Here is a 13721-nt window from a genome sequence, read left to right as displayed (position 1 = left end):
TCAGTTGTCCTTCGTCTGTACGTCCGACGGCGCTACGCCGTTCTTCGCGTCGAACGCGCCGTACTGCCCCGCCTTGCCGCTCGCCTGCTCGGCCAGCGAGAAGACGACCGTCGCCTGCCCGGCGGGGATGTCGGCCACGTCCACCGAGGAAACGATCTTGGTCGCGTCGGAGTCACTCCGCAATGCCTTGACCAGACCGCCGGTCTTCGCCGTCAGCGGCGTACCGGCCACCACCACACCGGCGCTGCCCTCGTCCAGGCCCTCGATGAAGTCCACCGAGTCGTTGTACGACGAGTTGTCCGGCAGCGGCGTCGGCGGCTTGGCGGCCACCACGACGAACAGGCTGGCCCGGTCCTTGATCTGCGACGGCTTCAGCGACAGCAGCTTGGATCCGGTCAGGCCGCTGATGATCTTGGTCGACTCGGAGTCGGCGGCCTTGCCCTCTTCGTTGGCCGCGAGCCCGCGCGCCATGATCAGTCCGGCCCGCTGGTACGTCGTACTGTCCGCGGGGATCTCGATGTCGGCGGTGACGAGCTCGGTGACGAGCTGCTCGACCAGCTGGCGCTGACCGGCGTCGAACAGCTTGCTGTCCAGCGCGACCCGCGTGGTGACCTGACCGCCGGCCGTCTCCAGCTCCTCGGTCAGGGTGTTGGCCAAGTCGCCGTCGGCGTTCGGCATGGTGACGACGACGATCTTCTTGCCGGTCAGCTTGCCGTTGGTCAGCCCGGCGGTGACCTTGGCGACGTAGTCGTCGCGGTACTTGTCCAGCGACTTCACGTCGGTCAGCTCCTGCCGCGCGTCGGCGAGCTGCTGCCGATCCTTCTCGGCCTGACTCGCGACGAGCTCGCTGCCGGTGCCCTTCAGCGGGCCGGCACCCAGCACCACACCGGCGCCCAGGGCGAAGAAGATCGCCACGATCGAGACGATGTGGTAGCGAAAGTCGATCACGTGAACAGCTCCCGGATCCAGTAGACGAAGTCGCTCCAGCGCGCCCGCAGGATCGACCAGAGCACGTCGTCGCCGCCGATCGCGACCAACGCCATGCCGAGTGCGAACAGGCCGGCCCCGGCCAGCGCAACCACCTGAAGGGTAGATACCCGGCTGCGGTACAGCCGGCCGACACCCTTGGCGTCCACCAGCTTGGCACCGACGCGCAAGCGGGTGATGAAGGTGCTCGCCATCCCGGCGCGCCCCTTGTCGAGAAACTCCACCAGGGAGTTGTGGGTGCCGACCGCGACGATCAGCGAGGCACCCTTGGAGTCGGCCAGCAACATCGCGACGTCCTCGCTGGTGCCGGCGGCCGGGAACTCGATCGAGTCCACACCGAGCCGCTCCAGCCGTTCCGAGCCGGGCGCGCGGCCGTCGCGGTACGCGTGCACGACCACCTCGGCGCCGCTCTTCAGCGTCTCGTCCTTGACCGAGTCCATGTCGCCGACGATCAGGTCCGGGACATAGCCGTTCTCCACCAGCGCGTCGGCGCCGCCGTCGACCCCGATCAGCACCGGCCGGTACTCGCGGATGTACGGGCGCAGCGCGACCAGGTCCTCGCGGTAGTCGTACCCGCGGACCACGATCAGCACGTGCTTGCCGTCCATCGGCGTGTGGACGTCCGGTACGCCGACACCGTCGAGGAGCAGGTCGCGTTCGCGACGCAGGTACTCCAGCGTGTTGGCGGTGAACGCCTCCAGTTGGGTGGACAGACCGGACCGGGCGTCGTCCATCGACTCCGCGACGGTCTTGCTGTCCTGCCACACACCCTTGGCGACAACCTCCTCGCCGCGGTACAGGCAGCCCTCGTTCAGCCGGACCCGCTCGCCCTCGTGCAGGATCGAGAACACCTCGCGGCCGACCCCGTCGACCAGCGGGATCCCCGCCTCGACGAGGATCTCCGGACCGAGGTTCGGGTAGCGGCCGCTGATCGAGTCGGCCACGTTCACCACCGCGGCGACCCGGCAGTCGACCAGCGCCTCGGCGCTGACCCGGTCCAGGTCGACATGGTCGATGACCGCGATCTCGCCCGGCTTCAGCCGCTTGGTGAGATTCTTGGTACGGCGATCGAGCCGGACCACTCCGGCGATACCGGGCAGTTCAGTGGGTCGTGCTCTCCGCAGGCTGGGCAGTTTCATCGCGCTCTCATCCTGCCATGTCAAGAGCCCCTTCCCGGGTCATTTACCCGGGAGGGCGCTTGTTCACGCACAGAAACCAGGATCACTGTGCGTCAAATCATCCTTTCGAACGACTCTTCCTGCGTGGTTTGTGCCGCTCAGCCGCAAGCGCGAGCAATTCCTCGGCATGGGCCTGGGCGGCATCGGAGTTCTCCAGGCCGGCCATCATCCGGGACAGCTCCTTCAGTCGCGCGTCGTCGTCGAGCGCGACCAGGCCACTGGTGGTGACGGAACCGTCGTCACTCTTCAGCACGACCGCGTGACGATCCGCGAACGCTGCAACCTGCGGCAGGTGCGTCACCACGATCACCTGCGCCTTCTCCGCCAGCCGGGCCAGCCGTTTGCCCACCTCGACCGCCGCCCGGCCGCCGATCCCGGCGTCGATCTCGTCGAACACCAGCGTCGGCACCGGATGCGTGTCCGACAGGATCACCTCGAGCGCGAGCATCACCCGGGAGAGCTCACCACCGGACGCCGCCTTCTGCAGCGGACGTGACGGGCTGCCCGGGTTCGCCGCGAAGCAGAACTCGACCTCGTCGATGCCGAACGGACCCTGCGCACTCTCGTGCACCTCGATCGACAACTTCGCGTGCGGCATCGCCAGGCCGGTCAGCTCCTCGGACACGGCGACGCTCAGCCGCTCGGCCGCTTCGATCCGGGCCGCGCGGACCTGCTGACCGAGATCCGCGAGCTTCGCGTCCAGCTCGGCGAGCTCCGCGGTCAGGAGCTCGACCCGCTCGTCACTCCCGTCCAGCTCGGCCAGCCGATTCGTGGACCGCTTCGCCCAGTCGAGCACCTCGTCCACGGTGCCCTGCTCAGCGCCGTACTTGCGGACAAGGCCGGTCAGCAGCGATCGCCGTTCGCTCACGACCGCAAGCCGTGCCGGGTCGGTGTCGACATCGGCGGCGTACGACGAAAGCTCGCCGGCCAGGTCGGCGGCGAGGTACCCGAGCTCGCCGGCTCGGTCCGCGAGCTCGGCCAGCTTGGGGTCGTGCTCGCGCTCCGCGTCGAGGACCTGCTTGGTGAGAGCAAGCAGCCCGAGTACGTCGCCGGGCCTGGTGGAATCGAGATCCTCCGAGGCCAACGCGTCGGCTGCCGTGGTGGCCGCAGTACGAAGGCCGTCGGCGTACGCGAGGCGATCCTCCTCGGCTGCCAGCTCAGCGTCCTCGCCCGGCAGCGGCTCCGCCTTCGCGACCTCGTCGAGCCCGAAGCGCAGCAGGTCCGCCTCGGCGAGGCGATCGCGCTGGCGCGTGGTCAGCTCGGTCAGCTCGGCCTCGACCTCACGGTGACGCTTGTAGGCGGCGGCGTACTCCTGCAGCGGCACGAGCACGGGCTTGCCGGCGAACGTGTCGAGGGTTTCGCGCTGGCGCGACGGCTGGAGGAGACGCCACTGCTCGGCCTGGCCGTGGATCGCGACCAGGTCGCCGGACACCTCGGCCAGCACGGACACCGGGACGGACGCGCCGCCGAGGAAAGCGCGGGAGCGGCCTTCGGAGGACAGTTCGCGCGCGATCAGCAACTCGTCGTCGTCCAGCTCGCCGCCACGGTCCTCGGCCTGCTGCACGATCGCCTTCGGCACCGCACTGGCGCGGCCCTCGACTCGCGCGCGACGCGTGCCGTGTCGCACCAGGCCGCTGTCCGCGCGGCCACCGAGCAGCATGTTCACACCGGTCACGACCATCGTCTTACCGGCACCGGTCTCGCCGGTGACCGCGGTGAACCCCGGATCGAGGTCCAGCGTCGCGTCCTCGATCACGCCCAATCCGGTGATGCGGATCTCCGAGAGCATGTCTAGGTCTCCTGTTGTCCGTTGGCGTCGGGTGTGCTTCTTGCGTCCCCGTTGCGCTTGCGCTCGGCGGCGCCGCGCCAGCCGAGCACCGGGAGGTCGAACTTCGCCACGAGCCGGTCGGTGAACGGCGCCTCGTGCGCCCGCGCCAGCCGGACCGGCCGACTGCCGCGCCGGAGCTGGATCTCGGCGCCCGGCGGCACCTCGACCATCCGGCGACCGTCGCACCACAGCACGCCGCGACCGTGCCACGACGGCACCAGCTCGATCGACAGCTGCGACGTCGGCGCCACCACGATCGGCCGGGAGAACAACGCATGGGCGCTCAGCGGCACCATCAGGATCGCCTCGACCTCCGGCCAGACGATCGGTCCACCCGCGGAGAAGGCGTACGCCGTACTGCCCGTCGGCGTGGCCACCACGACCCCGTCACAACCCCACCGCGACAGCGGCCGGTCGTCCACCTCGACCATCACCTCGAGCATCCGCTCGCGGGCGGCCTTCTCCACACTCGCCTCGTTCAGCGCCCAGGTGTCGAAGATCAGCTCCCCGTCCAGCCGTACGTCGACCGCCAGCGTCATCCGCTCCTCGACCGTGTAGCTGCGGTCGACCACCACTTGGACGATCCGCTCCAGGTCGTCCACCTCGGCCTCGGCCAGGAACCCGACGTGGCCGAGATTCACCCCGAGCACCGGCGTACCGTGCGGGCGGGCCAGCTCGGCACCGCGCAGGATCGAACCGTCGCCACCGAGCACCATGATCAGCTCGACGTCGAGCGCCGCCTTCTCGTGGTCGTCGACGAGCTCTGCGGGGTTGAGCTTCAGCGCCTCGGCCTCGTCGGCGAGCAGCCGGACCTGCAGGCCGGCGTCGGTCAGCAGCCGGTGCGCGTCCCGCGCCACCTCGACCGCCTGCTCCCGCCCGGTGTGCGTCACCAGCAGCACGCGCCGCGGCTCGTGCTCAGCCACTCTGATCCCGCCTTCTGCTCACTGTGGACCGCTCTCGATGGCGGTCTGGAGCATCGTCTCATCGAGAGGCGGTGCTGATCGGCGTATCCACAGGAAGTATTCGACATTTCCTGACGGACCAGGCAACGGGCTGGCGGCGACACCCTCCACTCCCCAGCCCAGTTCGGTCGCCTTGGCGGCCACTCCCCGCACCGCGTCGGCGCGCAGCTCGGGATCGCGGACGACACCGCCCTTGCCGAGGCGCTCCTTGCCGACCTCGAACTGCGGTTTCACCATCAGCACCAGATCGCCGTCCGGCGTCACCACCCCGATCAGCGCGGGCAGGACGAGCGTGAGCGAGATGAAGCTGAGGTCGCTGACGACGAGATCAACCGGTTCACCACCGATGTCCTCGAGGGTGAGCGAACGGACATTGGTCCGGTCCATCACCGTGACGCGTTCGTCGGTCTGCAACGACCACACCAGCTGGCCGTACCCGACGTCGACCGCGATCACATGGGCCGCTTCGTTGCGCAGCAGTACGTCGGTGAAGCCGCCGGTCGACGCGCCCGCGTCCAACGTCTTGCGTCCCTTGACCTGCACGCCGGGGAAGGCTTCGAGAGCCCCGATCAGCTTGTGCGCACCGCGACTCGCGTACCCGGGGTCGTCGGTCTCGGAGGTGTCGACGACGATCGGCGCATCGGTGCCGACGCCGGTCGCCGGCTTGGTGGCGACGGTGCCCGAGACCTTGACCTTGCCGGCGGCGATCAGATCGCTCGCGTGCTCACGGGACCTGGCCAGGCCCCGTCGTACCAGCTCGGCATCGAGCCGCGACCGCTTGACTCCCTTGGCCACTCAGACCTTCCGTCTAGCCCCGGTCACCGGTCTCGGCGTCCGCCTCCACCAAAGCACTCTGCAACCGCTCGTGCAGGTCGGCGTACACCTCCGCATGTTCCCCCACCGGGCGGTCCCGCAACTCGTCCAACCGCCCCATGGTCTCCTCCACCAACGGATGCGCCCCCTCCTCCTCGACGACCGAATCCCCAGCCACAACCTCCTCAGCCGAGTCCTCGGGCAGGGCCGGCTCCTGCTCGCCCACCGCGTGCTCAGCTACAGCCGACTCCGCCGCGAAGGAATGCTCGTGCTCCTGCCCAGGCGCCCGGGCAAACTCCGGCCCGAACTCCACCTCAGCCGGATCCACATGCCCAGCCGGCGCCTCGTGGCTGTCAGCCTCGACCGACTCATCCAGCGACGCCTCAAACGCCGCCTCCGAATCCACCTCAGCCTCAGCCTCAGTCGACTCGTCAACAGAGGCCGCTTCCACGTCCATCACCGACTCCGCGGCACCCCCGCCATACGAGTCGCCCACAGCCTCCTCGCCAAACGACTCCGCAGCAGGTCCGCCGAACGACTGCCCGGCAGCCTCCGCGCCGAACGATTCTTCAGCAGGTCCGACGTACGACTGCTCCGCGCCTGCTTCGCCGTGCGTCAGCTCGACCGCGGGCTCGTCGTACGACCGCTCGCCCTGCTCCTGCTCGTGCGAGGAGTTCTGGGGCCCCGGCTCGGTGTCGTAGTCGGGGGTTGCAGGGGGTTCCTCGGACGGGTAGGGATCCAAGCCCGGCTCGACGTCGGGGTCGACGTCCGGTGGGAACTGCTCGCCAGGATGCTCGGTCACGTCAAGCCTTCTTCGCCGTCTTGCATCGCAGCAGCCTGCTTGGCCGGAGCCTTCTTGGCCGGAGCCTTCTTCGCCGCCTTCTTGGCAGCCTTCTTCGCGGCAGCCTTCTTCGCCGGCACGGCCTCCGCGAACACATCACCAGCCGGCCGGGACGCGCGTGCCTCCGCCAGTTCGCCCTCCAGCGTCTGGACCCGGCGGGTCAACGCCGCGACCTCCTCGGAGCGCACGAACCCGAGCCGCGCGACCGCGCCCTCGACCTCGTTCGTCACGATCGCCTGCAGCAGGTGACGGTTGCTCTTGCTGGTGGCAACGATCTCGTCGGCCAGGTCACTCACCTTGGTGCTCAGCCCGGACGTCAACTTGTCGGCACCGGTCTGCTGGAGCAGCGCCTTCGCCGCCGCCTCGGCCCGCTGTCTCGTGACCTCGGTCAGCCCGCTCGCCAGTTGTACGTAGCCGCGCAGTGCGTCCATCACCATGACTGCCTCCTCGCTTCGTTCCAGCAACGGTATCGCCTCGCCCCGGCAATACCACCCACCCCCACCACCCACCCCCGCCGAGCCCCCGATTTTGGTGGGCTGACCCACGAGCTTGTGGGTTCGCCACCCAAACTCAGGGTGGCAAACCCACCATTTGGTGGGTCAACCAGCCAAATGGGGCGTCAGCAGGGGGCTACTGGTCGAGGCCGATGCGGTGGAGGGCGGCGTCTATGGCGATCGAGCCGGGGGTGTGGGCCGGTTTGGGGAGGGGGCGGCGGCTTCGGGTGGCGCTCTTGGCTGTTTTGCCGGTCGGCTTGACCGGGGCGTCCACAGCGGCCCACACCGCGGACAGGATCGCGCGCAGACCGTCGTACGGCTCGCCTTCGCCCTTCACGCTCACCGCGTTGTTCACGACCTCCGCGGTCCACCCCTCACAGATGTGCCGCCCGCCCTCGACCGTCACGCCCGGCTGCTTCTCTGCCAGCGCTCCCAGCCCTGCCGCGATGTACGTCGGCCGCTGGTTCTTCGGCGCCCGCGCGAGATCGTGCGCGTCATGGACGCCGGTCGCCACCCACAGACTCGCGATCCCGACCGCGTTCGCGCCCTCGATATCCGAGTCCAGCCGATCGCCGATCATCAACGGACGTTCGGCATTGAGCCGCTCGATGCTCGTTTCCAGCAACGGCCGCTCCGGCTTCCCGGCCACGATCGGATCCACCTCGACGGCGGCGCGAATCGCCTGCACCAGCGTCCCGTTCCCCGGCGCCATGCCCGCGGCCGTGGGGATCGTCAGGTCGAGGTTGGTCGCGTACCACTTCGCGCCCTCGTTGATCGCATGCGCGCCGTCCGCGAGCATCACCCAGTTCACGTCCGGGTGAAACCCTTGTACGACGGCCACCGGGTGCGCGTCGCTGCTCCGGACCGGGTTCAGCCCGTACTCCTCCAGCGCCGTCGTCAGCCCCTCACCGCCGACCACGAGCACCGGCGAGCCCTTGGGGAACTCGGTCGCGATCAGCTTCGCGGCTGCCTGCGCGGACGTCACCACGTCGTCGGCGATCACATCGAGCCCGAACGACGCGAGGTGCTCGGCAACGACCTGTGCCGGCCGGCTCGCGTTGTTGGTGATGTAGCCGAGCCGCATGCCTTCCTTGGCCGCCTTGCGCAGGTTCTCCGGCGCGTCCGGTACCGGGTCCGGCCCGACGTACACGACCCCGTCCAGGTCGAGCAGCGCGACGTCGTACCGGCCGGCGAGCGGTTCGTCACACGCCGACAGCGGCGCGGGCGCCGTTCGTTCCTTGCTCATGCTTCCCCCCGTACGATGCCGCCCATGCCAGCAAGCGGGCCGGAACCGAACGGGAGCGTGTTGCGGCTCGAACCGTTGCGCGCCTGGCGGTTCGTGGCCGGCAAGGTGAGCGCGCTCGGCGCCGTCACGTCCCCGCCGTACGACGTACTGGAACCCGCCATCGTCCGGCGGCTGACTGACTCTGATCTGCACAACATGGTGAGGCTCATCCTTCCACGCGATCCGGAGCTCGGTCCCAGCCGGTACGACGAACCCGCCCGTCGACTGGCCGAGTGGCAACGGGCCGGTGTGGTGATCCAGGACCCGCGTCCCGCGCTGTACGTCTACGAGCAGCAACTGGGCAGCGCCGTACTGTGCGGACTGGTCGGTCTGCTCGGCCTGGACCCGGCCCGGCAGGTGGTGCTGCCGCACGAGGACGTGATGCCGCACTGGGTCGACGACCGGCTCGAACTGATGCAGGCGACCGACGCCGACCTGGAGCCCATCCTGCTCGCGTACGGCGACGGTGGCGCGGCCAGCGATGTCGTCGACGACGCCCGCGCGGGCGAACCGTGGGTCGTGGCTGACACCGACAATGGCGCGCACCACCGGATCTGGCGGGTCGACGACCCTTCGACGCTGGCGATGATCGCGGCCGAGCTGGCCAACCACCAAGCCCTGATCGCGGACGGGCACCACCGGTACGCCGCCTACCTGGAGCGACGACGGCGCGAATCCGGTCGAGCGGGCAGCAGCGTCGGTCTGGCGATGCTGGTCGACTACAACCGCCACCCACTGACGCTGGACCCGATCCACCGCGTCATACCGGGTCTGGACCTGGCCACCGTCACCTCTCGTACGCCGGAAGGCTGGCAGGTGCTGCCAGGTCGGGTAGACCGCGTGCCGGACCGGATCGCCGTGACAGACGGGTCCGACTGGGTGACACTGCGCTCGACGCGTGGCCAGGAGTCTCCAACGGTCGCACTGCTGCACGACGTACTACTGCCGGCTTGGGGCGTTGTTGAGGTCGAGATCAGCTTCCACCACGCACTATCCGACGCACTGGCGCTGGCTGGACCACAGCAGGCCGTTGTGGAGCTCGCCGCGCCACGGATGGACCAGGTCCTGCGCTCAGCCGTGCAAGGCGTCGTACTGCCGCAGAAGGCCACGTCGTTCGGGCCTAAGCCGCGGGTGGGGCTGCTGTTCCGGACTCTCTGAGCGGCTAGGGCCGGTGGTACAGGCTGAGGAACTCCTCGCGCAGAGGCTTGCGAGCCGCGCGATGGCGCTCTGTGAGCCGTCCGAGGGTGAACGACAGCTCAGGGTCGTCCTGCGCGGCTGCTTCCCTAGCCATCGCGGTCAGGGCGTCCGCAGCGGCGCATTGGTCCTGGTGCTGGCCGAGTAGCTCCTGGTACTTGGCGGCGTGGCTGGCTGTCTCCTTGGCCTCGTCACCCAGTACGGCGGCACTGGTGTCGGCGGCGTACCGGACTCGCTTGGCCAGCAGACGTACCTCGTGCCAGTCGTCGTCCACGGTCCACGGCTTGAGCTTGTCAGCCTGCTGGGTGAACGTGCGGTTGGCCGCGTCGAGCAGCTGAGGCAGCACCTCGCTGCACGGATCCTTGGCCTTCGGCTTGAGGAGCGGGGACGCGGCCACTGCATCCAAGGCCTGCAAGAGCGCCGCCGTACTCTCACCGGTCACTACCTCTGCCGATCGGGCGGCCGCACGGTCCAGTCCGACGTTGAGCGTCGTCAGGATCGTCTCAACGTGCTCCTGGTCGTCCTCGCTGTTGGCGGTCTCCCGCACGAGCGCGGCGATCACCTCGAGGTCGCGAGCCTCTCCGCACGCATTCGCCAGCGCAGCAAGGTCAGTTCGAAGCTCCTGCGCCCAATCCCCCGCCAGGAGCTTCCGGAACAGCTTCAGGTCACTCCGCAACCGCCGGCACGACACCCGCACCTGGTGGATCGCGTCATCCTCATTCTTCTCGACCATGAGAATGGCCCCCTGCAGCCGGCTGGTCCCCTTCGTCAGCGCGTTGACCACCAACACCCCGACAGGAGCCTCCGCCGACAAAGCCCCACTCCAACCACCCAGACTCTCCACCATCGCCCCATTCTCCCCGCTCCAGACGAACACACCCACACCCCAGCGGGCCGCCCTCCCCTCGAACCCGCACAATCGGGCAAGGGTTCGCCCCGCAGGGCGGGGGCCGCCTCGGCCCGCCACCTCTCCGGGGCGCTGTCCCCAGCCCACGCGCCCGAGCGCAGCCCGGGGGCGGGGTCAGTCTTCGGGCTTCTTGGCGGGCGGCTCGACCTCACCGTCCAGAGCGTCGTCGACAACCAAGTCGTCGACGTCACCCTCGATATCCGCGGTCTTCTCGTCGTCCGCGAGTTCCGCAGCCTCGTCCTCAAGCTCGACGGCCTCGTCCTCGAGTTCCGCAGCCTCGTTCTCAAGCTCGACGGCCTCGTCCTCGAGTTCCGCGACCTCGTCCTCGAGCTCCGCGATCCCGTCCTCAAGCTCTGCGATCCCGTCTTCGAGCTCCACGGCCTCGTCCTTGAGTTCCGCGACCTCGGCCTTGAGCTCCGCGACCTCGTCCTCGAGCTCGACGTCCTCGTCTTCGAGCTCCGCAGCTTCGTCCTCGAGCTCCGCGACCACGTCTTCGAGCTCCGCAGCTTCGTCCTCGAGCTCCAGGTCCTCGTCCTCGAGTTCCACGTCGGCCGAGTCGTCGAGCTGCTCGGCGTACGTGTCGTCGCTCTGCTTGTCGTCCGAGTCTTCGTAGTCTTCGTCGAGGTCGGTGAACTCTAGGCCTTCTAGTTGGGCGGCGCGTTCGGCAGCTCCGGTGGAGCCGTCGGCGTCGGCACCCGCAGCGCGGTGGAACCAGATCAGCGCGTCGTCCGTGCGACCGGCTTCCTCGAGGGCGTCGGCGTACGCGTACCGCAGCCGCGGCAGCCAGTCGGCCCGGGTGCGCTTGGTCAGCTCCGGCACCTCGAGCGTCTGGATTGCCGCCGCCGTCTGACCCATGTCGCGCCGCGCGCCGGCCGCCACGATCAGCAGCTCGACCTGCGTCGCTTCCGACAAGTCACGGGCGTGCTTGTCCCGCGTCAGCGTCAGGGCCTTCTCCGGCCGCCCGAGCGCGCGCTCGCAGTCGGCCATCATCGCGAGCACCTCGTGGTTCCCGGTCATCCGCCGTACCGCACGGAACTCGGTGAGCGCCTCGTCGTAATGCTCAGCCAGGTACGCCGTGATCGCCACAGCCTCCCGTACGCCGCCAAGCCGCGCAGCCAACCGTCGCGCCGTCCGAGCATGCAGATATGCCCGCTCCGGGTCGTCATCAAGGAAACGTCCCGAAGCGACCAGATGCTGCGCGACCAGGTCCGCCAGGCCCCGCGGCAACGACCGCAGCTCGGCCTTCACCGACCGGTCCAGCTCAGCCCCGGTGATCCCTTCCGGAATCGCCGGATCGTCCCGCCTCGGACCGGCCTTCTCCTCGCCGTCGCGCTCTACCCGGCGAGCTCCGCCGCGATCATCCCGACGGGGTCCACCGCGCCCACCACGCTCGTCCCGTCCGCCCCGGTCGTCTCGCCGGAACCCGGACCGACCACCGCCACGCGAGTCACTACCGCGCTCATCCCGCCGGGATGCTCCGCGCTCTCCACGGGCCGGCGCCGAACCCCGGTCTGCCCGAATCCCATCCCGCCGCTCGCCACGTCCGCCTGCGCGATCATCACGCGACCGCTCATCACGCCCGTACCCACCGCGGTCGTCACGCCCCGCCCGCTCATCGCGCCGGACCCCATCGCGGCCACCACGGTCATCACGTCCGCCACGGTCGTCGCGACCGCCGCGGTCGTCACGCCGGTAACCACCGCTCGAGCCCGCGCGGTCATCGCGACCACCACGGTCGTCACGCCGGAACCCATCGCGGCCACCACGATCGTCACGACCACCTCGGTCATCACGTCCGCCGCGGTCGTCACGCCGGTAACCGCCGCCTGAACCTGCCCTGTCGTCACGTCCAGCGCGCTCATCACGACCACCACGGTCGTCACGCCGGTAACCGCCGCCCGAGCTTCCGCGGTCGTCGCGCCTGTAGCCACCGCCGGAACCAGTGCGGTCGTCGCGTCCACCACGGTCGTCACGGTCATCGCGTCGGTACCCACCGCCCGACCCAGCGCGGTCGTCGCGTCCACCACGCTCGCCGCGGTCATCCCGCCGGTAACCACCAGCCGAACCGGGGCGGTCGTCCCGCCGGAAGTCTCCACGGCCGCCTGAGCGGTCGTCGCGGCTGTCGGGACGGCGATAGCCGCCGGAACGGTCGTCACGGCCGGCTCCACCGCGGTCGTCCCGCTCACCGCGGCCGGCCATCTGACCGCCGAACGGATCCCGCTCGGACTTGTCGTCCCGCCCGGACCCTGCAAACCCACGCTTGTTCTCGTCGCGGTACGACCCAGAGCGCGAACCACCACTACGCGGCGCACCCGTCCGCGGGCTGTCGCCTCGGCTGGAGGCTCCACGAGGTCCGCCAGACGACCGACCGCCGCCAGAACCCGCGCGTCCACCGGCACCGCCAGAGCGTCCGCCGCCGGAGCCGCCAGCACTCGAGCCGGACCGTCCGCCGCCGAACCCTGAACGCCCGCCGCCGGAGCCCGAGCGTCCACCTGCGTCACGACCGGAACGGCCGCCACCTCCGGAGGAACCGCGACGGTCCCCAGAACCGGAGGGAGGATTGCGAGGTGGCGTCGCCACGTTGACTCCTAAGATGCTGTAGCTCGATCGAGCAGCTGCGCTGCAGCCAGCTGCAACACACGGACAAAGGACTAAGGTACCGCCGCAAGCCCCACCTCAAGACATCCAGGTGGTACGCCGGTCACGAGGGAGCCGACCGCTCCCGAGACGAGCGGACCACTCCCGGGGTCAGCTGGGTCCCAAAGAGCTCATGCAACGCGCCACCGACCGCACCAGACCCGCCACTGCGGTTGGCTCGGGAATCAACCTGCCGACCAGATAGTCGGTGTCCTTGGGTGGTTGAAGGTCGACTCGACTCGCCGTTCCCGCATGCGCCACCACAGGCTCGTCCCCGCATGCAGTACGCCGGCCACAGGCCTGCGCTGCTGCGGGTAGCGCTGGTGCAGACCGGGTCTAGCCGCCCACACCCAACTGTGCAGACCAACTGCCGACCGCAGGACCAGGACGCGCGCAGCAGAAACCCACGCAAGCTCGTGCTTGTAAGGCCACGAGCCGGCTCTGGGGCGGGGTCCCCGTGGGGGAGGTTTGGTGGGTACAAATGTTAAAGCCCACCCCCGGGGGGGTGGGCTTTAACAGTGTGAATGTCCGGCGGCGTCCTACTCTCCCACGACCTCCCGGTCGCAGTACCATCGGCGCTGGCGGGCTTAACTTC

The 13721-nt window shown here is 69.3% G+C and carries 12 protein-coding genes and 1 rRNA gene; 1 reads left to right on the top strand and 12 read right to left on the bottom strand.

Annotation, left to right across the window (positions count from 1 at the left end):
- From EV652_RS43310 to EV652_RS43275, 8 genes are all read right to left on the bottom strand, one after another.
- Positions 1 to 948: a copper transporter gene (locus EV652_RS43310; protein ID WP_132217103.1), complete on the bottom strand. Its 948-nt coding sequence runs from the start codon at positions 946 to 948 to the stop codon at positions 1 to 3.
- The gene (gene steA / locus EV652_RS43305; protein ID WP_132217101.1) at positions 945 to 2126 is read right to left on the bottom strand and encodes a putative cytokinetic ring protein SteA; all 1182 of its coding nucleotides are present in this window, start codon (positions 2124 to 2126) and stop codon (positions 945 to 947) included. Before steA ends, EV652_RS43310 begins: the two co-directional genes overlap by 4 nt.
- A gap of 97 nt (positions 2127 to 2223) precedes the next feature.
- Entirely contained in the window at positions 2224 to 3954 is a 1731-nt protein-coding gene (gene recN / locus EV652_RS43300; RefSeq protein ID WP_132217099.1) for a DNA repair protein RecN, read from the bottom strand.
- 2 nt (positions 3955 to 3956) lie between these two features.
- Positions 3957 to 4916 (bottom strand): NAD kinase, encoded by a 960-nt coding sequence (locus EV652_RS43295; protein WP_132217097.1) that lies wholly within the window; start codon positions 4914 to 4916, stop codon positions 3957 to 3959.
- Between the two features lie 18 nt (positions 4917 to 4934).
- The gene (locus EV652_RS43290) at positions 4935 to 5750 is read right to left on the bottom strand and encodes a TlyA family RNA methyltransferase (RefSeq protein WP_132217095.1); all 816 of its coding nucleotides are present in this window, start codon (positions 5748 to 5750) and stop codon (positions 4935 to 4937) included.
- A gap of 13 nt (positions 5751 to 5763) precedes the next feature.
- A complete protein-coding gene (locus tag EV652_RS43285) occupies positions 5764 to 6570 on the bottom strand; it encodes a prolipoprotein diacylglyceryl transferase (protein WP_132217093.1) in 807 nt (268 codons plus the stop codon).
- The gene (locus EV652_RS44965; protein WP_199238728.1) at positions 6567 to 7046 is read right to left on the bottom strand and encodes a polyhydroxyalkanoate synthesis protein PhaF; all 480 of its coding nucleotides are present in this window, start codon (positions 7044 to 7046) and stop codon (positions 6567 to 6569) included. Before EV652_RS44965 ends, EV652_RS43285 begins: the two co-directional genes overlap by 4 nt.
- Before the next feature lie 193 nt (positions 7047 to 7239).
- Entirely contained in the window at positions 7240 to 8349 is a 1110-nt protein-coding gene (locus EV652_RS43275; protein ID WP_132217089.1) for an HAD-IIA family hydrolase, read from the bottom strand.
- A 24-nt stretch (positions 8350 to 8373) separates the two neighbouring features.
- Here EV652_RS43275 and EV652_RS43270 point away from each other — a divergent pair, with 24 nt between their 5' ends.
- Positions 8374 to 9546: a DUF1015 domain-containing protein gene (locus tag EV652_RS43270; protein ID WP_132217087.1), complete on the top strand. Its 1173-nt coding sequence runs from the start codon at positions 8374 to 8376 to the stop codon at positions 9544 to 9546.
- Between the two features lie 4 nt (positions 9547 to 9550).
- Here EV652_RS43270 and EV652_RS43265 read toward each other — a convergent pair whose 3' ends face one another.
- The 4 genes from EV652_RS43265 to rrf form a co-directional block, all read right to left on the bottom strand.
- The gene (locus tag EV652_RS43265) at positions 9551 to 10429 is read right to left on the bottom strand and encodes a CHAD domain-containing protein (RefSeq protein WP_132217085.1); all 879 of its coding nucleotides are present in this window, start codon (positions 10427 to 10429) and stop codon (positions 9551 to 9553) included.
- Between the two features lie 174 nt (positions 10430 to 10603).
- Complete coding sequence (locus EV652_RS43260; protein ID WP_242002363.1) at positions 10604 to 11737, bottom strand: hypothetical protein; 1134 nt, start codon at positions 11735 to 11737, stop codon at positions 10604 to 10606.
- Between the two features lie 86 nt (positions 11738 to 11823).
- Entirely contained in the window at positions 11824 to 12645 is an 822-nt protein-coding gene (locus EV652_RS44415) for a hypothetical protein (RefSeq protein ID WP_158441576.1), read from the bottom strand.
- 1007 nt (positions 12646 to 13652) lie between these two features.
- Positions 13653 to 13721 (bottom strand): 5S ribosomal RNA (gene rrf / locus EV652_RS46445); the annotation flags it as partial.

The sequence above is a fragment of the Kribbella steppae genome (genome assembly GCF_004342025.1).
Lineage (GTDB): Bacteria > Actinomycetota > Actinomycetes > Propionibacteriales > Kribbellaceae > Kribbella > Kribbella steppae.
Note: the sequence above shows the minus strand (reverse complement) of the source record. Positions and strands in the feature narration are given on the sequence as shown.

Excerpts from the sequence above, each read along its gene's own strand:
- recN (WP_132217099.1), bottom strand. The coding sequence starts at position 3,954 with ATGCTCTCGGAGATCCGCATCACCGGATTGGGCGTGATCGAGGACGCG.
- steA (WP_132217101.1), bottom strand. The coding sequence starts at position 2,126 with ATGAAACTGCCCAGCCTGCGGAGAGCACGACCCACTGAACTGCCCGGT.
- EV652_RS43270 (WP_132217087.1), top strand. The coding sequence starts at position 8,374 with ATGCCAGCAAGCGGGCCGGAACCGAACGGGAGCGTGTTGCGGCTCGAA.
- EV652_RS43265 (WP_132217085.1), bottom strand. The coding sequence starts at position 10,429 with ATGGTGGAGAGTCTGGGTGGTTGGAGTGGGGCTTTGTCGGCGGAGGCT.
- EV652_RS43275 (WP_132217089.1), bottom strand. The coding sequence starts at position 8,349 with ATGAGCAAGGAACGAACGGCGCCCGCGCCGCTGTCGGCGTGTGACGAA.
- EV652_RS44965 (WP_199238728.1), bottom strand. The coding sequence starts at position 7,046 with ATGGTGATGGACGCACTGCGCGGCTACGTACAACTGGCGAGCGGGCTG.